The 20043-nt window shown below is 71.7% G+C and carries 19 protein-coding genes; 10 read left to right on the top strand and 9 right to left on the bottom strand.

The window, feature by feature from the left end:
* Positions 1-51: 51 nt before the first annotated feature.
* From ABZ857_RS22820 to ABZ857_RS22790, 7 genes are all read right to left on the bottom strand, one after another.
* Positions 52-2112 carry a cellulose binding domain-containing protein gene (locus tag ABZ857_RS22820; protein WP_357045973.1) on the bottom strand — a complete coding sequence of 687 codons (2061 nt, stop codon included), beginning with the start codon at positions 2110-2112 and terminating at the stop codon, positions 52-54.
* Positions 2113-2404: 292 nt separating this feature from the next.
* On the bottom strand, positions 2405-3550 hold the full coding sequence (locus tag ABZ857_RS22815) for a DUF6596 domain-containing protein (protein WP_357045971.1): 1146 nt from the start codon (positions 3548-3550) through the stop codon (positions 2405-2407).
* A gap of 5 nt (positions 3551-3555) precedes the next feature.
* A complete protein-coding gene (locus ABZ857_RS22810; protein ID WP_357046232.1) occupies positions 3556-3963 on the bottom strand; it encodes a YciI family protein in 408 nt (135 codons plus the stop codon).
* Positions 3964-3994: 31 nt separating this feature from the next.
* The gene (locus ABZ857_RS22805) at positions 3995-4492 is read right to left on the bottom strand and encodes a pyridoxamine 5'-phosphate oxidase family protein (RefSeq protein WP_357045969.1); all 498 of its coding nucleotides are present in this window, start codon (positions 4490-4492) and stop codon (positions 3995-3997) included.
* Between the two features lie 224 nt (positions 4493-4716).
* A complete protein-coding gene (locus ABZ857_RS22800) occupies positions 4717-5148 on the bottom strand; it encodes a hypothetical protein (protein ID WP_357045967.1) in 432 nt (143 codons plus the stop codon).
* Between the two features lie 181 nt (positions 5149-5329).
* Positions 5330-6103: an SDR family oxidoreductase gene (locus tag ABZ857_RS22795; RefSeq protein WP_357045965.1), complete on the bottom strand. Its 774-nt coding sequence runs from the start codon at positions 6101-6103 to the stop codon at positions 5330-5332.
* 58 nt (positions 6104-6161) lie between these two features.
* Positions 6162-6707 carry a MarR family transcriptional regulator gene (locus ABZ857_RS22790; protein ID WP_357045963.1) on the bottom strand — a complete coding sequence of 182 codons (546 nt, stop codon included), beginning with the start codon at positions 6705-6707 and terminating at the stop codon, positions 6162-6164.
* A 110-nt stretch (positions 6708-6817) separates the two neighbouring features.
* Between ABZ857_RS22790 and ABZ857_RS22785 the strand changes: the two genes are divergently transcribed.
* The 6 genes from ABZ857_RS22785 to ABZ857_RS22760 all read left to right on the top strand — a co-directional run bounded on the left by ABZ857_RS22785 (position 6818) and on the right by ABZ857_RS22760 (position 15526).
* Complete coding sequence (locus ABZ857_RS22785) at positions 6818-10078, top strand: efflux RND transporter permease subunit (RefSeq protein WP_357045961.1); 3261 nt, start codon at positions 6818-6820, stop codon at positions 10076-10078.
* 85 nt (positions 10079-10163) lie between these two features.
* Entirely contained in the window at positions 10164-10793 is a 630-nt protein-coding gene (locus tag ABZ857_RS22780; protein ID WP_357045959.1) for a winged helix-turn-helix domain-containing protein, read from the top strand.
* A complete protein-coding gene (locus tag ABZ857_RS22775; protein ID WP_357045957.1) occupies positions 10790-12094 on the top strand; it encodes an MFS transporter in 1305 nt (434 codons plus the stop codon). The genes ABZ857_RS22780 and ABZ857_RS22775 overlap by 4 nt, the downstream gene beginning before the upstream one ends.
* 113 nt (positions 12095-12207) lie before the next feature.
* Positions 12208-13218 carry an RNA polymerase subunit sigma-70 gene (locus ABZ857_RS22770; protein ID WP_357045955.1) on the top strand — a complete coding sequence of 337 codons (1011 nt, stop codon included), beginning with the start codon at positions 12208-12210 and terminating at the stop codon, positions 13216-13218.
* A gap of 107 nt (positions 13219-13325) precedes the next feature.
* Complete coding sequence (gene purB, locus ABZ857_RS22765) at positions 13326-14753, top strand: adenylosuccinate lyase (RefSeq protein WP_357045953.1); 1428 nt, start codon at positions 13326-13328, stop codon at positions 14751-14753.
* Positions 14754-14761: 8 nt separating this feature from the next.
* Positions 14762-15526 carry a GNAT family N-acetyltransferase gene (locus tag ABZ857_RS22760; protein ID WP_357045952.1) on the top strand — a complete coding sequence of 255 codons (765 nt, stop codon included), beginning with the start codon at positions 14762-14764 and terminating at the stop codon, positions 15524-15526.
* Positions 15527-15562: 36 nt separating this feature from the next.
* Here the strand turns inward: ABZ857_RS22760 and ABZ857_RS22755 are convergent, their stop codons facing one another.
* Positions 15563-16297 carry an HAD family hydrolase gene (locus ABZ857_RS22755; protein WP_357045949.1) on the bottom strand — a complete coding sequence of 245 codons (735 nt, stop codon included), beginning with the start codon at positions 16295-16297 and terminating at the stop codon, positions 15563-15565.
* Between the two features lie 97 nt (positions 16298-16394).
* On the opposite strand from ABZ857_RS22755, the gene ABZ857_RS22750 reads away from it, so the two are divergent.
* Together ABZ857_RS22750 and ABZ857_RS22745 are read left to right on the top strand one after the other, a co-directional pair.
* Positions 16395-16829 carry a metalloregulator ArsR/SmtB family transcription factor gene (locus ABZ857_RS22750; RefSeq protein ID WP_357045947.1) on the top strand — a complete coding sequence of 145 codons (435 nt, stop codon included), beginning with the start codon at positions 16395-16397 and terminating at the stop codon, positions 16827-16829.
* Entirely contained in the window at positions 16826-17272 is a 447-nt protein-coding gene (locus ABZ857_RS22745; protein WP_357045946.1) for an SRPBCC domain-containing protein, read from the top strand. Before ABZ857_RS22750 ends, ABZ857_RS22745 begins: the two co-directional genes overlap by 4 nt.
* A 7-nt stretch (positions 17273-17279) precedes the next feature.
* Here the strand turns inward: ABZ857_RS22745 and ABZ857_RS22740 are convergent, their stop codons facing one another.
* Positions 17280-18038, bottom strand: coding sequence for a MerR family transcriptional regulator (locus ABZ857_RS22740; RefSeq protein WP_357045944.1), 759 nt, complete (start codon positions 18036-18038; stop codon positions 17280-17282).
* A gap of 302 nt (positions 18039-18340) precedes the next feature.
* Here ABZ857_RS22740 and ABZ857_RS22735 point away from each other — a divergent pair, with 302 nt between their 5' ends.
* The gene (locus ABZ857_RS22735) at positions 18341-19816 is read left to right on the top strand and encodes a pectinesterase family protein (RefSeq protein WP_357045942.1); all 1476 of its coding nucleotides are present in this window, start codon (positions 18341-18343) and stop codon (positions 19814-19816) included.
* Between the two features lie 23 nt (positions 19817-19839).
* Positions 19840-20043 (top strand): RICIN domain-containing protein (locus ABZ857_RS22730; RefSeq protein ID WP_357045940.1); only part of this gene is annotated, 204 nt, incomplete at its 3' end.

The following is a 20043-nucleotide window of genomic DNA, read 5'->3' as shown; positions in this document are numbered from 1 at the left end:
TCTGGGAGTTGGAGCGCGCTCTAAGTCAAGTCCATGATCGCTGGATGCGGATCATTGGGCGGTGCAGAGGGCGCCGTTCAGGGTGAAGGCGGTCGGCAGCACGTTGGGGCCGCTGTAGGCGCCGACGAAGCCGATCGAGGTGCTCGCTCCGGGGGCGAGCCTGCCGTTGTCCGGGGTGCTGGTGACGGTCACCGAGGTCCCGTTCTGCGTCCAGTTGGCGCTCCATCCGCTGCTGACGGTCTGCCATCCGGTGGGCCAGGTGTAGTGGAGCGTCCAGCCGTCGAGTGCGGCGGTGCCGGTGTTGGTGATGTCCACCGTGGCGACGAACCCGTTGCCCCAGTCGTTGGTGTCCCTCAGGCGTACCGAGCAGGAGCTCTTGTCGGGGGTGCCGGTGGTGAAGGTGAGCGGCGCGGAGGCCCAGGAGACGCGGCCGGCGGTGTCGCGGGCGATCACGTTGACCGTGTAACGGGTGCCGGGAACGAGGTTGCGGACCGTGAACGAGGTGCCGGAGGTCTCACCGAGCTGTTCGGTGACGGCGCCGTTCTGCCGGTGGATCTCGTACTTGGCGACGGGGCTCGCACCGGGCGCGGCGGCGGGCCAGGAGAAGGTGGCGGTCTTGTCGGTGACGCCGCTCGCGGTGGGCTGCCCGGGGGCCGCGGGGGCGCCCGTGGTGGCGGTGGCGGGGTGCAGCACCAGCGTGGTCAGCGAGTACGGCGGGAGGGTTTGGGTGGTGGCGGTGCCGCCGTGGCCGGTGCTGACCGAGGTGGCGCCGTTGGTGAGGGTCTGCACCGTGGGCGCGTCGCCGGCGGGGGTGAACCCGTCGTAGTCGATTTTCACTTCGCGGGCGTTGTCGGGATCGCGGTTGATCAGCAGGACGGCGAGGTCGCCGTTGGGGCGCCGGGCGGCGTGCGCGGCGACGAGCGGTTCGTCGGTGGCCGCGCGGACGAACCGGTCGCCGGGGCGGGCGAACGAGCTGATCATGGAGAGCGCGTGGTAGGGGGCGAAGGGCGTGTTCAGCGGGGGTTCGCAGGTGTCGCCCGAGCACGTGCCGCTGGACAGCATGCCGAAGTCGCCGTAGTCGGTGTGGCCGGCGACGGTGCTGACGGTGCCGATGCCGTTGTGGACGTTCCACCAGTCGACGGTGAAGACGCCCTGTTCCATGAGGCCGGCGTAGGCGTCGGCGGCGAACAGCGCGCCGGGCTGGGTGTTCGGCGCGATCCCGCTGTTGATCTCGGTCACCGCGATGCCGATGTCGCCGGCGCGGGCGCCCGCGTGCTTGGCGATCTGCTTGCGGACCAGGTAGATCATGTCGGGGATGTGGGCGGTCTTGGTGAGGACGTCGGCCGCGTTGTTGTACGGCGGGTACCAGTGCAGGATGACGAAGTCGATCTTCGAGGCGGCGATCGACAGGACGGTGTCGTTCCACGTGGCCTGGTCGCCGCCGGCGACGATGCCGTCGGGCCAGTTGGCGGGGGTGGTCAGCACCGCGCCGATCTTGATGGTCGGGTCGACGGCCTTCATCGCGTCCGCGTACTGCACGAGGTTCCTGGCGTATTCGGCGGGGCTCTTGTCGGCGTGGTCGTCGGCCTCCCAGTCGGCGCCGTAGTGGCCGTTGCCGTAGTTCTCGTTGCCGATCTCCCAGTACTTCACGCCGTACTTCTTGGTGACGTTGGCGTACTCGACCCAGTCGGCGGCCTCCTGGGCGGTGCCGGTGCCGTAGTTGGCGATGATGATCGGTTGGGCGCCGGTGCGTTTGGCTCCGCTGATGAAGGTGTCGAAGTCGGTGCCGGGGGCGACGTAGCCGCCCGGGGCGGTGTGGGTCTTCCAGTGGTAGATGTCGGCGTACGACCCGCCCGGGTAGCGCAGCATCTTCACGCCGGCGGCCTTGAGGAGGTCGGCGGTCTCGTTCGTGCCGAGATTGCTGTCCCAGATCGCGTGGTTGGCGCCGACGGCGGTGTCGGACGCGGCGGCCAGGCCCGCGCGGGTGTTGACGGTGACGTTGACGGGCGTGGTGTCGGCGGTCGCGGCGGGTACGCCGGTGAGGATCTGGGCGGCCACCGCTGCGCCCGTGAGGAGTGCGATGGCCGGCCTGGCGATGCGCAGGGTGCTCATTACGTCCCTTTTCCGAAGGATCTTGCCCGTGAGATCGTGATCAGGACGTGTGGAGCGGTCAAGCGGAAGCCCTCGGGCGCGGCCGTGAGCTGCGGCAGAGTTAGGCGGGGCGTGCAACTTTCACACGGCCGCGGCTATCGCACTCGCGCAGTGCCGCGTGGGGATCAGGCAGGGTCCATATCAGGTGCCGGCACAGCAGCATGCCGAACCGTGCGCCGCCGACGGTCGTGAGGAGTTGGCGGCCTCGGCGGCCCGTCATCGGCGCGACCAGCACGGCCGAGGCGAGCCGTACTCACGCCTGGAGCAGTTGCCGCACCCGGGCGGCCTCGCGGGTGAGGTGGTCGCGCTCCGGCAGGCTGGTCGCCGCGCGGGCGGCCTCGGCGTACAGCTCGGCGGCGTGCTCGAGGTCACCGGCGTGTTCGAGCAGGTAGGCCCGTACCGCGGCGTAACGGGGCAGGTCGGGGCTCACCTCGGCCAGTGCCGCCAGGCCTGCCTGTGGTCCGTCGGCCTCGCCGACCGCCACCGCGCGGTTGAGCCGTACGACCGGGCTGCCGGTGAGGAGCAGCAGTTCGTCGTACCACTCCACGATCTGCACCCAGTCGGTCTCGGAGGTGCTCGGGGCGTCCGCGTGCAGGGCGGCGATGGCGGCCTGTGCCTGATACTCGCCCAGCCGGTCGCGGGCCAGCGCCGCCTGCAGGATCGTCACTCCCTCGGCGATCAGGCGGGTGTCCCAGCGCGATCGGTCCTGCTCGGCGAGCGGCACCAGGCGGCCTCCCGGTCCGGTGCGGGACGCGTGGCGCGCGTGGTGCAGCAGCATGAGCGCGAGCAGGCCCGCGACCTCGGGCTCGTCGGTCAGGGCGAAGAGCTGGCGGGTGAGGCGGATCGCCTCGGCCGCCAGGTCGACGTCGCCGCCGTGCCCCTCGTTGAACACGAGGTAGAGCACGCGCAGCACGGTGGCCACGTCACCGGGCTGGTTGAATCTGACGGACGAGACCGTTCGCTTGGCCCTGCTGATGCGCTGGGCCATGGTCGCCTCCGGCACGAGGTAGGCCTGCGCGATCTGGCGCGTGGTCAGGCCGCCGACCGCGCGCAGTGTGAGCGCGACGGCCGAGGCCGGTGTCAGGGACGGGTGGGCGCACAGGAAGTACAGCTGGAGCGTGTCGTCCATCGCCTCGCCAGGACCTGGCACGGGCTCGGCCTCGACGCGCACCTCGCGGTGCCGTCGGGAGGTGTCGGCGCGGGCGGCGTCGAGGAACTTGCGCCAGGCCACGGTGACCAGCCAGCCCTTGGGGTCGCCCGGCGGGTCGTCCGGCCACACGCGCACGGCCTCGACCAGGGCGTCCTGCACGGCGTCCTCGGCCGACGCGAAGTCGGCTCCGCGTCGGCCGAGGATGCCGATCACCGTGGGGGTGAGGGTGCGCAGCAGGGACTCGTCCACGCGTGTCAGTCCGTGATGGTCGGAAGCTCGGCCAGGAACGGGCGCACCTCCAGCCATTCGTGGATCGGCTTGCCGCCCGCTCCCGGAGCGGCGGACAGCTCCCCGGCCAGCTGGACCGCGCGGTCCCAGGACTCCACGTCGATGACCATCCAGCCGGCGATGAGGTCCTTGGTCTCGGCGAACGGGCCGTCGGTAACCGGCGGCCGCCCCTCGCCGTCGTAGCGGACGAACGTGCCCTCCGGGGAGAGCGCCTGTCCGTCGACGAACTCACCCGTCTCCTCCAAGCGGGCCGCGAAGTCGCGCATGTACTGCACGTGCGCGTCGACCTCCTCCGGCGTCCACTGGTCCATGGGCACGTCGTTGACCGGTGCGGGAGCGCCCCGGTAGTGCTTGAGCAGCAGGTACTTGGCCATCATGTTCTCCTCGGTATGGTCGGGACCGTGTTCAGGCGCGCTCACGCTCGGCCCGCTGCCGGACCAGCTCCTCGACCGCGCTCGGCAGGGTCGTCTCGAAGTCGATCAGCTTCGCCCATGTCGGGGTCACCACGATCCGGACCATGCCGTCGTAGAGCGAGCGGACTTCGGCCTCCCACTCGGCCCGCTGCTCGGGCGTCATCTCGTACGAGCCGTTGATCTGAAGGTACTCGTCCGGGATGCCGTCGACGACGTCCAGCTCGGCCCGGCCGCGGATCAGCAGGATCTTGGGTGGGTGCACCTCGGTGTCGATCGTCAGGGCGACCATCGGGTTCTCGCGCAGAGCCGGGAGCTTGGGGGCGTTCTTGGTGGTGCACATGACGATCTCCGAACCGTTCCAGGTGAACGCGATCGGGACGTTTCGGGGCGTGCCGTCCTTGGCCACGTACGCCAGCCGGGTCACGTCGCGTGCCAACAGCTCTCGGCTGATCGGCCGGTCCAGTATCTCGGTGATCTCGTTCGCTCGCATGGCCGTCCCTCCAGGGTCGTTGTCGTGATCCGCCCCGGGGACGGAGCCGTCGGAGCATTCTCGACATCCGCCGGCCCCCGAGTTCCCAGATTTTTTCCGGCTGCCACCGCCATGGCAGCCATCACACCGCAAAGCGATGAGCTGATCGACCCCGTCGCCGGGGTCACCGCGCCGCCAGGGCTCGCCAACGCCACTGGCCGAGTGGACTCCCGAAGGTTGGGGCGTCAGGACTTCCAGCGGATCGGCAGGTTCTGGCCGAGCAGGCAGCTGTCCGGCTGGGCACCGCAGAAGGCGGACTGCACGTCGAACGAGCCCTGGTCGGTGATGGCCTGCTGCGCCTGTCCACGGACGAAGGTGGGGCTGATGACGCCGGTCAGGTTCTGATTGAACCGGCCCGCGCCGGAGCGGCCCTGCCCGCCTGCCGCGCGCCCTCCTTTGATCACCTGGCCTCCGCCCGGGCCGGGGTTGCGGAGCGCCGTGAGCCCCTCGCGCGGGTGGTGCGGGGTGACGCGGGCGATCGCGGGCTGCGCGGCCGCGATCCCCGCGGCCGTGATCACGAGCGCGGCCAGGGCCAGCCGCCGGGACGTGACGACCGTCGCGAGGACCGGTGCGAGGAGCTTGGTGTCGCGCGGGTCGCGCGCGCGGGAGCGGGACATCTTCGTACGTGCCTTCCTGTTCCTGACCCGGCGTTCGCTGTCGCTCGTCCGGTTCCGCCGGGACGTGGGCCTCATACCCTTCGGGGAGGGGCCGGGGCGGGAGCTGGTCAAGATCGGCACAGGTCATTACCGGTCCTTTGGCGCCTCCCCGCCGCCGGCCGCCCCGCCCGGCGGGCGGTTCCTAGTGGACGCTGAAGCCGCCGTCGACGCAGATGACCTGGCCGGTGACGTACGACGAGGCGTCGGAGGCGAGGAAGACGGCCACGCCGCGGAAGTCGTCGGGGAGGCCGTTGCGCCCGGTCATGGACCGGGCGGCCAGTTGCTCCACCCGCCCGGGGACGGCCTGGGCGGGGGCGGTCAGCGGGGTCAGGACGAAGCCGGGGATGACGGTGTTGCTGGTGACCCCGTGCGGCGACCACGCCTCGGCCTGGGAGCGGGTCAGCCCGCAGACGGCGGCCTTGGCCGCGCCGTAGACGCCGCTGTCGCCGAAGGCGCTGATCGACTGCTGGGAGCCGATGTTGATGATGCGTCCCCGGCCCCGGGCGGCCATGCGGGGGCCGAAGTGCTGCCCGAGCAGGAACGGCGCGGTGAGGTTGACGGCGATGGTCTGGTCGTAGTCGTCGTCGGTCAGTTCGGCCATGGGCCTGCGGATGTTGTTGGCGGCGTCGTTGACGAGGATGTCGATCTCGCCGAAGAACCCGTCCGCCTCCTCGCACACACGGGCGACGGCGGCGCGGTCGCCGAGGTCGGCGCTGATCGCGGCCGCGCGCACGCCGTGGCCTTCGAGCCGGGTGACGGCCTCGGTGAGTTCCTTCCGCCGCCGGGCCACCAGGACCACGGCCGCCCCGGCACGTCCGAGTGCCTCGGCGATGGCGTATCCGATGCCGGAGCTGCCTCCGGTGACCAGGGCGACCCGGCCGGTGAGCGAGAAGAGATCCTCGATGTAGGTCGGCATATCGCCGGAAGGTAGCAGCGTTCCGGCGCGGGCCCACAGGACGGGTCGGGGGACGGGGTCAGGCGGGGCCGGCGTCTTCGGCATGCATCTCGCGCATCACGTCCTCGATCTTGCGCATCACCGTCTCCATGGTGCGCAGGGTCTCGGTGTCGAGCCGCCGCAGCAGGCGGATGTAGCCGCCGGTCCCGGCTTCGATGATCTCGCTGGTGAGCCGCCGCCCTGCCTCGGTGAGCTCGACGCGGCGTACGCGGCGGTCGTGGGGGTCCTCATGACGGCCGGCCAGCCCTTGGGCGACCACGCGGTCGACGATGCCGGTGACGGTGGCCAGGCCGACGCCGAGGTGGCGGGCGAGATCCTGCCCGGAGGCGGACCCGGCGAACGACAGGAACATGACGACCTTGAGCTGCTGCATCGTGAGGGTGGAGGCCAGCAGCGGCATCGATCTGTCGCGGGCGAAGAACCGGCCCATGCTGCGCTGCAGCTCGGTGAGGCGGGCGATGATGCACCCGCGCTCGGCGTCCTCCCCAGTGGCGAGGTCGTCCTGCGTGCGGGCGGCGGCCGCCGCGTCGGGTCCGATGCGCCGCTCGGCTGGGCTGTCGTTCACTTTCACCTCTCGGGAGAAGAGGTTACCAGCTGTTAATGCGACCGCTGAATGTTCGGACGAGGCGAAGTGTTAGTGTTGGGCAAACACTTCCCCCGATGTCAGGAGCTCGGATGACCTCCTTGGCCAGGCTGAGCCTTGCCAACCGCACTCTCGTGATCATGATCACGCTGGTGCTCGCGGGTTTCGGCTTGTTCGCGATTCCCTCGCTGAAGCAACAGCTTTTCCCGTCGCTGGAGTTCCCCGCGGCGTTCACGGTGGCGAGTTATCCGGGTGCCGCTCCCGAGATCGTGGAGGAGCAGGTCACCAAGCCGATCGAGAGCGCGTTCCAGGGTATCGCCGGTGTCACCGACATCACCTCCACCTCCCGGGAGGGGATGTCCCAGGTGCAGGTGGCCTATGAGTACGGCACCGACATCGACCAGATGATCGGGAAGATGCAGCAGGCCGTGAGCCGGATCAAGGCGCAGCTTCCGGCCGACGTCGATCCGCAGGTGGTCGCGGGCGGCACCGACGACATCCCGGTGATGGCGATCGCGGTGGGCGACGGCGGTGACCAGCACGCGATGGCCGACAAGATCGAGAAGATCATGGTGCCGGAGCTGCAGTCGATCGAGGGCGTCCGGGACGTCACCGTCAGCGGCGCCCGCGAGGAGCGGGTCGTCATCACCCCCGACCAGGGCAGGCTCGCTCTGCTGGGGTTGCCGGCCGCGGCCATCCCCGACCTCCTGCGGGCCAACGGGGTGTCCATCCCGGCCGGCACGCTGACCGAGGACGGCAAGTCGCTGACCGTGCAGATCGGCGACCCGGTGCGTACGGTGAAGGACCTCGAGAACCTCTACCTGACCCCGGCTGCGGCGCCCGCTGCGGGCCAGGGCGCAGCGGCCGGGCAGCGCGGCGGCGCGGGCGCGGGGCAGGGCGCGGCGCAGAGCGCGGCCGCCGGACAGGGGGCTGCGCAGGCCCGGGCCGCCGCGGCCCGGCCGAAGCCGGTCAAGCTCGGTGACGTGGCCGACATCAAGGTCGAGGACGCCGCCGCGACCACGCTCACCCGCACCAACGGCACCCCGAGCCTCGGCGTGTCGATCACGATGGTGCCGGACGGCAACGCCGTGCAGATCTCCCACGACGTGAACGACGCCCTGCCGGACCTGACGCGTGCCCTCGGCGACACCGCCGAGCTGACCGTGGTGTTCGACCAGGCGCCGTACGTCGAGCGGTCCATCGAGGACCTCACCACCGAGGGCCTGCTGGGCCTGGCGTTCGCCGTGGTCGTGATCCTGGTGTTCCTGCTGTCGGTCCGCTCGACCCTGGTCACGGCCGTGTCGATCCCGCTGTCGGTGGTGATCGCGCTGATCGCACTGTGGATCGGCGACTACTCGCTGAACCTGCTGACGCTGGGGGCGCTGACGATCGCCGTGGGCCGGGTGGTCGACGACTCGATCGTGGTGCTGGAGAACATCAAGCGCCATCTCGGCTACGGCGAGGAGAAACGGCGGGCGATCCTGACGGCCGTGCGCGAGGTGTCCGGGGCGGTGACCGCCTCGACGCTCACCACGGTCGCGGTGTTCCTGCCGATCGCCTTCGTCGGCGGGATGGTGGGGCAGCTGTTCAGCCCGTTCGCGATCACGGTGACCGTGGCGCTGCTCGCGTCGCTGCTGGTCGCGCTCACCGTCATCCCGGTGCTGGCGTACTGGTTCCTCAAGGCGCCGGCGCTCACGCCGCAGGAGGCGCAGGCCGTACGCGAGGACGCCGAGCGCAGGGAGCTGCGCAGCCCGCTGCAGCGGATCTACCTGCCGGTGCTGCGTTTCGCGACGCGGCGGCGCCTGGTCACGGTGCTGATCGGGGTGGTGGTGTTCGTCGCCACGATGGCGCTGGCGCCCAACCTGAAGACCAACTTCCTCGACAATTCGGGCAACGACACCACGCAGATCAGCCAGCGGATGCCGGCCGGGACCGACCTGGCGACCACCGACGCGGCGGCCAAGAAGGTCGAGGCGGTGCTGGCGGCCGACGGGGGCGTGAAGTCCTACCAGGTGACGGTCGGCGGCGGCAACAGCTTCCTCGGCGGGGTGGGCGGCGGCTCCGACCGCGCGTCGTTCTCGGTCACGCTGAAGGAAGGCGTGGAGACCACCGCCCTGGAGGAGCGGCTGCGGGAGAAGGTGAAGGGCCTGACGGGCGTCGGCGAGGTCACGGTCGGCGGCAGCGGCGGCGGGTTCAACACCAACCAGGTGCAGGTCATCGTGCAGGGCTCGGACCAGGCCGCGTTGAAGACGGCGGCCACCACGGTGCGCGACGCCATGGCCGGGGTGGACGGGCTGCGGGACGTCGCCTCCAACCTCGAAGACAGCGTCCCGCGGGTCGAGGTGCACGTGGACCGGGAGAAGGCCGCCGCCAGGGGGCTGACCGAGGCCGGGGTCGGGCAGCTGGTCGCGCAGGCGTTCCGCGGCGCGCCGGTCGGCTCGATCGACGTCGACGGCCGTTCCAGCGATGTGATCCTGCGCGCCGGCGGCGACGCGCCCGACGACATCGCGGCGATCAGGAAGCTCTCGATCCCCACGGCGACGGGCCTGGTGAAGCTCGGTGACGTCGCCGACGTGGTGCGGGCCGACGGGCCGACACAGATCACCCGGCAGGACGGCGACCGCACCGCGACCGTGTCGGGCGCCGCCGACGCGTCCGACCTCGGCGCGATCACCACGAAGGTCACCGACAAGCTGAAGACGCTGACGCTGCCCGCCGGGGTGACGTACAAGATCGGCGGTGCGAGCTCCGACCAGCAGGAGGCGTTCGCCGACCTGGGGCTGGCCATGCTGCTCGCGGTGGCGATCGTCTTCATGATCATGGTGGCGACGTTCCGCAGCCTGGTGCAGCCGCTGATCCTGCTGGTGTCGATCCCGTTCGCGGCGACCGGCGCGATCGGGCTGCTGCTGGCCACCGACACGGCGCTCGGCGTGCCCGCGCTGATCGGCATGCTGATGCTGATCGGCATCGTCGTCACCAACGCGATCGTGCTGATCGACCTGATCAACCAGTACCGCGAGCAGGGGCTGGGCGTGGTGGAGGCGGTCATGGAGGGCGGCCGGCGGCGGCTGCGCCCGATCCTGATGACCGCGATCGCGACGATCTGCGCGCTCACCCCGATGGCGCTGGGCGTGACCGGTTCGGGCGGGTTCATCTCCCAGCCGCTGGCCATCGTCGTGATCGGCGGCCTGATCTCCTCGACGCTGCTCACGCTGGTGCTGGTGCCGACGCTCTACACGATGGTGGAGCGGCTGAAGGAGCGCATGCGCCGCACGCCGAAGGCGCCCGCCTCGGGCGACGGTGACGGCGACCTGACCGTGTACGGCAAGGAGGCGCTCGAACCGGCCAAGTGAGCCCGGCCGCCACACCGATATAACCGCAAACAGTTCTTCGCGAAGAAGCCTTCGCGAAGAACTGTTTGCGGTTTATGGTGAGGCCATGTCTGATCACGGCGACATCCCCCGCAGCCCGCTCACCGAGGACGCGGTCGTCCTGGACGCGAAGGGGCTCCGCGCCCTCGCGCATCCGGTGCGCGTGCAGGTGGTGGGCCTGCTGCGCAAGCACGGCCCCTCGACGGCCACCCGGCTCGCCGAACTGCTGAACATCAACTCCGGCGCGGCCAGCTACCACCTGCGCCGGCTCGCCGCCGCGGGCTTCGTCCAGGAGGACACCGCGCGCGGGAACGCGCGGGAGCGATGGTGGCGCGCGGTCCACCGGTCCACCTTCCTGGACGACCTGGACCTGGCCGAGCGGGAGCCCGAGGCCACGGTGGCCTACCTGCAGTCCGTCGCCGCCACCTACACCATGCGCACCCAGCGGACGATCAACGAGCTCCAGACGATGCCGCGCGCGTGGCGCGCCGCGTGCGACATGAGCGACTGGGCGCTGCGGCTGACCCCGCAGGAGGCCACCGCCCTGCGGGAGGAGCTGTGGGCGGTCATCACGCGCCACCGGCGCGACACCCCGGAGGCGGCCGGCGCCCCGGCCGACGCCGAACGGGTGTCGGTGATCGTGCAGATCCTGCCCGAACTGGACGCGCCCGCCGCACCGGAAGACGACGCCCGATGACGGGGGAGAACGCGATCACCGGTGGTTCGGCCCGCGTGCGCAGGCTGCGTCCGCTGGGCGGGCTGCTCGCCGCCATGGCGGTGGCGCTGACCGGCACCCGGGTCTCGGCCATCGCGCTGCCGTGGTTCGTCCTGGTCACGACCGGCAGCGCGACGCAGACCGGGCTGGCGGCCTTCTGCGAGATGGCCCCCTACGTGGTGGTCAAGGCGCTGACCGGGCCGCTGGTGGACCGGGCGGGGCCGCGGGTCGTCTCGTGGACCACCGACGCGGTCAGCGCGGCCGCGGCCGGCGCCGTGCCCCTGCTGCACGCCGTGGGCCTGCTGTCCTTCCCCGTGCTGCTGGCCCTGGTCGCGGTGATCGGCGCCGTACGCGGCCCCGGCGACCTGGCCAAGGAGGTGATGGTCCCGGAGGCGGCCGAGCGCGCCGGCGTGCCGCTGGAGCGCGCCACCGGCCTGTCCGGCGTGACCGAGCGGCTGGCCTCGACCATCGGTCCGGCGGCCGGCGGCCTCCTGGTGGCGTTGCTGGGCCCGCTGACCGGTCTCGTGCTCAACGCCGCGTGCTTCGCCCTCGGGTCGCTGATCATCTCGCTGGCCCTGCCGCGCGGCATGGGTCACCCGGCCGACGAAGCCCCTGCCGACTCCGGCTACTGGCGGCGTTTCGGCGAGGGCTTCGCCTTCCTGCGCGGCGAGCCGCTGCTGCTCACCATCATCGTCATGGTCGGGATCACCAACCTGCTTGACGCGGCGTTCAGCACCGTCCTGCTGCCCGTGTGGGCCGAGCAATCCGGCAACGGCCCGACGGCGATCGGACTGAGCAACGGCGTGTGGAGCGCCACGGCGGTCGCCGGAAGCCTGGTCGCCGCGGCGGTCGCCCATCGGATGCCGCGCCGGGCGGTGTTCTTCGCGGGGTTCCTGCTGGCCGGGGCGCCGAGGTTCCTGGTCCTGGCCGCCGACGTGCCCATGTGGGCGGTGCTGGCGGTGTTCGCGGTGAGCGGGGCCGGCGGCGGCTTCCTCAATCCGATCCTCGGGGCGATCGCCTTCGAGCGGGTGCCGCACGGGCTGCGGGGCCGGGTCAACGCGCTGGGCGACTCGATGGCGTGGGCGGGCATTCCCCTCGGCGGCCTGGCCGCCGGTGCGGCGGTGGTCGCGTTCGGACTCGGGCCGGCGCTGCTGATCGGCGGCGCGGCGTACTTCCTGACCACCAATCTGGCAGCGCTGCTGCCGCAGTGGCGTGAGATGGACCGCCTGCGCGGCCGGGGCGCCCGGGAGTCCCGGGCTCGGGCGGCCGATCCGGTCGTGTGAGCGGCGGGCCGGGACCGATGAGTTCTCCGCCGCCCGGCCGTCTCACCGTACGAGCTCCCCGTACGAGGGCGGGGGAAGCATCCGGAAAGGCAGAACCGGGGAAGGAGGCACCCGTGGGGGAGGAGCCGCAGGCGGTCGCCGCCGCGAAGGCCGGCGACCCGGCGGCGTTCAGCGAGCTGTGTGAGCGCTACCGGGGAGAGCTGCGCGTGCACTGCTACCGCATGCTCGGCTCGCTTGAGGACGCCGAGGACCAGGTGCAGGAGACGTTCCTGCGGGCCTGGCGCGGGCGCGCCGGCTTCGCGGGACGGGCGACGTTCCGGGCGTGGCTGTACCGCATCGCCACCAACGCCTGCCTGGACGCCCTCGAACGGCTGCCGCGCCGGGTGCTGCCGCATCACCTGGAGCCCGCCTGCGAGCCGGGCCAGGCGGTGGCCGGGCCGAGGACCGACATCCCCTGGCTGCAGCCGTTCCCCGATCGTCTGCTCGAGGAGGACGGGCCCGGCGCCGAGGTGGTCGACCGGGAGACGATCGAGCTGGCGTTCCTGGCCGCGTTGCAGCACCTGCCGCCGCGGCAGCGGGCCGCGCTGATCCTGCGCGACGTGCTCGACCGGCCGGGCGGGGAGATCGCCGTCCTGCTCGGCACGAGCCTGCCGTCGGTCAACAGCGCGCTGCAGCGGGCCCGTGCGACGATGCGGCGCCACCTGCCCGCCCGCAGGACGGACTGGCGGCGCGGCGCCGCGGCGGCCGCCGAACGCGAGGTGCTCAACCGCTTGATGGCGGCCTACGAGGCGGCCGACGCCGCCGCCGTCGCCGCGCTGCTGGCGGGCGACGCCCGCGCGTCGATGCCGCCCTACCCGTTCTGGTTCCAGGGGCGCGAGGCGATCACGGCGGCCCTCGCCGACAGCTTCGATCCCGCCTCGTCCGGCTTTCAGGGGCGGTTCCGGATGCTGCCGGTCGGCGCCAACCGGCAGCCGGCCGTCGCGTCGTACGTGCGCGGGCCCGGCGACGCGGCGCATCGCGCGTTCGCCGTCACGGTGCTGCGGGTGGAGGACGGGCTGGTGGTGGAGATCACCTCGTTCGGGCCGGAGCTGTTCCCGGCGTTCGGGCTCGCCCCCGCGCTGTGAGGGCACCGGTGAGACGCCCACCGGTGAGACGCCCTTCGAGAGCCCCGGTGAGCGTGGCCGGCACCTGCGGACGGGCGGCAGGCCCGCGCTCAATAGACTGGGCCAACGTGAATGCCAAGCCGCGTATCCCGAATGTCCTGGCCGCCCGTTACGCCTCGCCGGAGCTGGCCCGCCTGTGGTCTCCCGAGCACAAGGTGGTGCTGGAGCGCAGGCTCTGGCTCGCCGTGCTGAAGGCCCAGGCCGACCTCGGGATCGAGGTGCCCGAGCAGGCGATCGCCGACTACGAGAAGGTCGCCGAGCAGGTCGACCTGGTCTCCATCGCCGAGCGGGAGAAGGTCACCCGGCACGATGTGAAGGCCCGCATCGAGGAGTTCAACGCCCTGGCCGGGCACGAGCACGTGCACAAGGGCATGACCTCCCGCGACCTGACCGAGAACGTCGAGCAGCTGCAGATCCGCGACAGCCTGCTGCTGGTGCGCGGCCGGGTCGTGGCGCTGCTGGCCCGCCTGGGCCGCCTGGCCGCAGAGCACTCCTCGACGGTCATGGCGGGGCGCTCGCACAACGTCGCCGCGCAGGCGACCACGCTCGGCAAGCGCTTCGCGACCGCCGCCGACGAGCTGCTGGTGGCCTACGAGCGGCTGGAGGACCTGCTGGAGCGCTACCCGCTGCGCGGGATCAAGGGCCCGGTCGGGACCGCCCAGGACATGCTCGACCTGCTCGGCGGCACGGACCGGCTGGCCGCGCTGGAGGACCGCGTCGCCGCGCACCTCGGGTTCGCCCGCCGCTTCACCAGCGTCGGCCAGGTCTACCCCCGCTCGCTCGACTACGACGTGCTGACCGCACTGGTGCAGCTGGCCGCCGCCCCGTCCTCCCTGGCCAAGACCATCCGGCTGATGGCCGGGCACGAGCTGGTCACCGAGGGCTTCAAGGAGGGCCAGGTCGGCTCGTCGGCGATGCCGCACAAGATGAACACCCGCTCCTGCGAGCGCGTGAACGGTCTCACCGTGATCCTTCGCGGGTACGCCTCGATGGCCGGAGAGCTCGCCGGCGACCAGTGGAACGAGGGTGACGTGTCCTGCTCGGTGGTCCGCCGGGTCGCCCTGCCCGACGCGTTCTTCGCCTTCGACGGCCTGGTGGAGACCATGCTGACCGTGCTGGACGAGTTCGGCGCGTTCCCGGCGGTCATCGAGGCCGAGCTGGGCCGTTACCTGCCGTTCCTCGCCACGACCAAGATGCTGATGGCGGCGGTGCGGGCCGGGGTCGGCCGCGAGACGGCCCACGAGATCATCAAGGAGCACGCGGTCGCCTCGGCGCTGGCCATGCGATCGCGTGGCGCCGGCAACGAGCTGCTCGACCGGCTGGCCGCCGACGAGCGGTTCCCGCTCGGCCGGGCCGAACTCGACGCGCTGCTGGCCGACCGGGCCTCCTTCGCCGGAGCGGCCGCCGGTCAGGTGGAGGCCGTGAGCGCGCGGATCGGCGAGATCACCGCGCGCCATCCGGATGACGCCGCCTACGTGCCGGGCGCGATCCTGTAGGGACACGCGTGCGCGAGCTGGTGAGCGAGGCCGAGGTCGTCGCCGCCTCGGGAGACGACGACCTCGTCGTGTGGGCGGCCCAGGGCATGCGGCCCGGCGTACGCGCCTGGGCGTACGGGGAGGCGGTGGTGGTGGCCGGCCCCGAGACGGCCCGGCGCGATCGCCTGGCGGTCCGGGGTGAGGCCGGCCAGGTCGTTCCGCTCCTGCGGCACGCCCTGGCCGAGTCCGGGCCGTCGTACCGGCCGATCGGTGACGCCGCGCTGATCGAACGGGTCGTCGCGGCCGTGCCGGAGCTGAAGCTCGACGGCCACTTCTCCTGGATGGGGGCCGAGAAGCTCGCCCCGCCCCGGCGGAACGCGACAGGCCCGGAGGGGGCGGGCCGGGAGGGGGCGGCCTCCTGGCTGGCGGACTCCGCCGCCCCGGAGGTGGCCGAGCTGCTCGCCGCCGCCAACCCCGGCTCCTACGCCGTGCCGGGCCTGCCGCGCGTACGCCGCTGGGCGGGCGTACGGGACGGCTCGGGCGTCCTGCTGGCGGTCGCGGCGGACGCGTGGTCCGCGCCGACGGTGGGCCTGCTCGCCGGTGTCGCGACCGCCGTATCGGCGCGGGGGCGCGGGCTGGGGGAGCGGGTGTGCAGGTTCGTGGTGTCCGCGCTGCTGGCGGAGCACGGCCGCGCGGCGCTGATGGTGGACGACTGGAACCAGGCGGCGATCGTCGTCTACGAACGGCTCGGCTTCACCCGTCGCCGCGTCGCCGTCGCCGGCCTGCGCGCGTGAGCCTTCCGTGGTTCAGGCGGCACCCGCTTGTGCGGTTCAGGCGGCGCGTGACGGGTCGCGCAGGCGCGGGCTCAGCGCGGCCAGCACTTCGGGCAGGTCGCGCAGTGTGGTGATCCTCGTGACGGTGGGGGAGGCGCCGGGCTCGGCGCGGTAGCGGTCGAGCCACACTCCGTGCATTCCCGCCCGGCTGGGGGCGACCGCGTCGAGCAGGAGGTTGTCGCCGACCATGAGCACCTCCTGCGGGCGCAGGCCCAGCTTCGCCGCCGCCTCGTGGTAGCACTGCGGGGCGGGCTTGAACGCGCCGAGCGTGTCGGGCGTCAGGACCACCTCCATGCGGTCCATCAGCCCGATGCGGCGCAGTTTGTCCTCCTGCTGCACGGCCACGCCGTTGGTGAGCACGCCCAGCACGGGGGCGTCGTCGAGCGCCGCCAGCGCGTCCAGCGTCTCGGGCACGTCGGGGAAGGCGGCCCAGGCCGACTCGTAGTGCGCCAGGAAGCCCGCGAACGCAGCGTCCGGGTCGGCCGGCTCGGGCAGCCCGAGCCGGCGGCAGAACTCGCGCAGCCGCCTGCGCCGCTGCTCGGCGAACGAGCACTCCCCGGCGTGCCAGGCGGGCAGGTGCTTGTCCTCCAGGTCGAGCCAGAGCGCCGGCGTCTCCGGCAGCAGCTCGTGACCCGGGCAGACCGACTCGGTCCAGCGGGTCGCGGCGTGCGCGACCGCCCGGCGATGATCGAAAAGGGTCTCGTCGAGGTCGAACAGAATGGCCCTGATCACGAGTCCCCATCTTGACTTGGTCGTGTTTCCGGCGCGTTTCCTGGCTGTGAAGCCCCCGGAGATGACAGGTAGGAAATTTCCTACCTATTATGGGGTCGTGGACGTCACCCCCACCGCCGTGCCGGGCGGACCGCCGCCCGGCACGGCGGAAGACGCGATCTTCGCCGCGCTCGCCAGCCCGGTCCGGCGCGAGGTGCTGCGCCTGCTCCGTGAGCGCGGCCCCCAGTCCGTGCAGGACCTGGCCTCCTGCTTCTCCATGGCCCGGCCCAGCTTCTCCGAGCACCTTCGGGTGCTGCGCGAGGCGGGCCTGGTCAGCGAACGCAGGGACGGCAGGCGCCGGCTCTACCGCCTGGAGGCCGTCCCGCTGGTCCGCGTCCGCGACTGGCTGGACCCCTATGAGCGGTTCTGGCGCGACCGGCTGTCCGCCCTGCGCCACCTGCTCGACGACACCGCTGACGACACCGGCGCCGGCGGCCGCCCGCACGATCGCGGCGGCGGCCTCCGGACGGAACAGGACGAGGAGAGACCATGACCCACGGCGACGACCCGACCGTGCTGCGCCTGGACGAATACCTGGCGCATCCGCCCGCCCGCGTGTGGCGGGCCCTGACCGACCCGGACCTGCTCGCCCAGTGGTTCATGCCGGGGGACTTCCGCCTGAGCGTGGGCCACCGCTACACGATGCGCGGGACGGCCATGCCCGGCACCGGGTTCTCCGGCACCGTCCAGGCCGAGGTGCTGGCCTTCGAGCCCGAGCGCATGCTCCGATTGGGCTGGCGCGACGCCGACCCCGCCGGTCTCGCCCGCGCCGACTGGACGATCACCTGGACGCTCGAACCCGAAGGCCGGGGCACCCGGCTGTTCCTCACCCACGAGGGCTTCGACCCCGGAGACGAGTCGCAGCGGCGGGCCCGCACCATCATGGACGGCGGATGGCGCCGCCTGATGACCCTTTCGCTCGCCGCCGTACTGTGACACATCGTCAGGCGTGCCGCGCCGCGTTCGCGTTGAGGGCGTCGCGGACGTATCGGCTCAGCCCCTCGGCGACCCGCTCATAGTTGGCCGCGAACCGCGGATCGGTCACGTACATCTCCCCGAGACCCTTGTGGATCTCGTAGGTGCAGTCGTAGAACCAGCGGGTGATGTGCGCGCGGTGCCGTTCGGCCACGTCCATCGCCCGCTCGCCGTCCGCCGGGGCGCCCTCGGCGAAGGCCGCCGCGAACGCCTCCAGCACCTCGCCGGCCTCCGCCGTGATGGCCCGCCAGTCGTCCTTGGTGTAGCGGGCCGTCCGGCGGCGGCTCTGCTCGAACGTGTCGGTGCCGCCCCAGCGTTCCTCCGCCTCCTCGTCGTACTGCTCGGGATCGAAGTCGCCGAACGCCTCGAACCGCTCCTGCGGCGTGAGGGAAATCCCCATCTTCCTCGCCTCCATGGCACGCTCGACCGCCGCCGCCATCGCCTCCAGCCGCCCGATCCTGCGCCGCAGCAACTCGTGCTGGCGGCGCAGGTGGGTCACCGGGTCCGCGCCCGGGTCGTCGAGGATGACGGCGATCTCTTCCAGGGAGAACCCCAACTCCCGGTAGAACAGCACCTGCTGCAGCCGGTCGAGGTCCTGCTCGCTGTAGCGCCGGTATCCGGCCGCCGACCGCTCGCCGGGCCGCAGCAGCCCGATCTCGTCGTAGTGGTGCAGCGTCCGCACCGTGATCCCCGCGAAGCGGGCGACCTGGCCCACCGAGTAACCCATGGGTTCTCCTCCTTTCCGGGTCCAAGCCTGCGGCCTCCCGCGGCGTGAGGGTCAAGCGAGCTGAGCGAGTTGAGGCGGCGGCTTCCGCCGCTCCTGGACCGTCGTCAGGCGGGGCGCGCCCGATGAAAGTTTCGCACCCAGTTCACACGATTGATCAGCGGCAATGCGTCCGCCTTAGTTTGGACGATTGACGTAATTCGCGCAGTTCGCTTACGTTGCGGTGGCTCTCGCGCCGATGCAGGTCCTCCCCGGGGCGAGCAGTGATCCTCCCGTTCAGACAGCGTGCGTCCGAAGGAGCGCAGATGCCCACCGCACCCCCCGCAACAGCTCCGAGCCCACCCAGAACCCGCCGCCCGGCCGCCCGGCGCGCCGCCGCGGGTGCCGCCGTCCTCGCCACCGTGCCGCTGGCGGCGGTCGCGCTGCACGCCGTGCCCGCGCACGCGGCCGTGCCCTCGGCCGGTGGGACATACCAGATCAGTGTCACCAAGAGCGGCATGTGCCTGGACGTCGTGTCCGGCTCCAAGGACAACGGCGCACTGCTGCAACAGTGGGGCTGCACCACCGCCGCCTGGCAGCAGTTCACCCTCAAGCCCGCCGGGTCCGGTGTTTTCACAATTGTGAACGCTAACAGCGGCCTGTGCCTGGACGTCCCGGGTGGCTCCACCGCCTCCGGAGTGCAACTGCAGCAGTGGGGCTGCGGCAGCGGCCAGACCAACCAGCAGTGGCGCCTGGTCGCCTCGGGAAGCGGCACCTACCAGATCGTCAGCGTCGCCAGCGGCCTGTGCCTGAGCGACAAAGGCGCCTCCACCTCCTCCGGCGCCGCCGTCATCCAGGAGACCTGCACCGCCAACACCAACAAGCAGTGGCTGTTCACCCCCGTGGGCACGCAGGGCGCCGCCACCGTGGCCGCCGACGGCACAGGCACGTACCGAACGGTGCAGGCCGCGATCGACGCGGTGCCCGCGAACAACGGCAGCCGCGTGGTCATCACGATCAAGCCCGGCACCTACCGGGAAATCGTCACGATCCCGGCGAACAAGCCGTACATCACGCTGCAGGGCCTCGGCTCCGCGGCCAAGGACGTGGTGATCGTCAACAACCACTCCGCCGGCACGCACGGCACCTTCAACAGCGCCACGGCGTTCGTGAACGGGCACGACGCCGCCCTCACCAACCTGACGATCTCCAATGACTTCGACGAGAACACGAGCAGCACCGGCCAGCAGGCCGTCGCGCTGAACCTCAACGCCGACCGGGCGGTCCTGTCGAACGTGCGGCTGCTCGGAGACCAGGACACGTTCCTGGTCAACGCATCCGCCCGCGCCTACATGACCGGCTCCTACGTCGAGGGAACCGTCGACTTCGTCTTCGGCGACGGCACCATCGTGATCAACGACTGCGACATCTACGAAAAGCGCAGCACCGGCGCGCCGATCACCGCCGCCAGGACCGACGCCGGCAAGACCTACGGCTTCCTGATCTACAGGTCCCGCATCTCCGGCGCCACGGCGAACACCACCCAGTTGGGCCGCCCGTGGGGGCCGAACGCCCAGGTCCTCTACCGGGAGTCGACGCTCAGCTCCACGGTCAAGACCTCCCAGCCTTGGACCGACATGTCCGGCAATTCCTGGAAGAACGCCCGCTTCTTCGAATACAAGAACACCGGCGCCGGCGCCACGGTGAACTCCAACCGGCCGCAGATGAGCGACTCCCAGGCGGCGAACCACACCCCGCAGAAGTACCTGGCCGGGTCCGACGGATGGAACCCGATCGGCTGACCCTCTACCTCCGAGGAACAGACATGCGTGTCACCACACTCCGGGCCGCCGTCCTCGCCACCGTGCCGCTGGCGGCGGTCGCGCTGCACGCCGTGCCCGCGTACGCGGCCGTGCCCTCGGCCGGTGGGACGTACCAGATCAGTGTCACCAAGAGCGGCATGTGCCTGGACGTCGTGTCCGGCTCCAAGGACAACGGCGCACTGCTGCAACAGTGGGGCTGCACCACC

The organism is Microbispora sp. NPDC046933, from assembly GCF_040644635.1.
Taxonomy (GTDB): domain Bacteria; phylum Actinomycetota; class Actinomycetes; order Streptosporangiales; family Streptosporangiaceae; genus Microbispora.
The sequence above is the reverse complement of the archived record's forward strand: the minus strand, read 5'-3'. Positions and strand labels throughout refer to the sequence as shown.

What these genes read in the sequence shown, in the direction of transcription:
- ABZ857_RS22745 (WP_357045946.1), top strand. Translation starts at nt 16,826, where the DNA reads ATGACCCACGGCGACGACCCGACCGTGCTGCGCCTGGACGAATACCTG.
- ABZ857_RS22820 (WP_357045973.1), bottom strand. Translation starts at nt 2,112, where the DNA reads ATGAGCACCCTGCGCATCGCCAGGCCGGCCATCGCACTCCTCACGGGC.
- ABZ857_RS22775 (WP_357045957.1), top strand. Translation starts at nt 10,790, where the DNA reads ATGACGGGGGAGAACGCGATCACCGGTGGTTCGGCCCGCGTGCGCAGG.
- ABZ857_RS22795 (WP_357045965.1), bottom strand. Translation starts at nt 6,103, where the DNA reads ATGCCGACCTACATCGAGGATCTCTTCTCGCTCACCGGCCGGGTCGCC.
- ABZ857_RS22740 (WP_357045944.1), bottom strand. Translation starts at nt 18,038, where the DNA reads ATGGGTTACTCGGTGGGCCAGGTCGCCCGCTTCGCGGGGATCACGGTG.
- ABZ857_RS22805 (WP_357045969.1), bottom strand. Translation starts at nt 4,492, where the DNA reads ATGCGAGCGAACGAGATCACCGAGATACTGGACCGGCCGATCAGCCGA.
- ABZ857_RS22785 (WP_357045961.1), top strand. Translation starts at nt 6,818, where the DNA reads ATGACCTCCTTGGCCAGGCTGAGCCTTGCCAACCGCACTCTCGTGATC.
- ABZ857_RS22780 (WP_357045959.1), top strand. Translation starts at nt 10,164, where the DNA reads ATGTCTGATCACGGCGACATCCCCCGCAGCCCGCTCACCGAGGACGCG.
- ABZ857_RS22735 (WP_357045942.1), top strand. Translation starts at nt 18,341, where the DNA reads ATGCCCACCGCACCCCCCGCAACAGCTCCGAGCCCACCCAGAACCCGC.
- ABZ857_RS22810 (WP_357046232.1), bottom strand. Translation starts at nt 3,963, where the DNA reads ATGGCCAAGTACCTGCTGCTCAAGCACTACCGGGGCGCTCCCGCACCG.
- ABZ857_RS22800 (WP_357045967.1), bottom strand. Translation starts at nt 5,148, where the DNA reads ATGTCCCGCTCCCGCGCGCGCGACCCGCGCGACACCAAGCTCCTCGCA.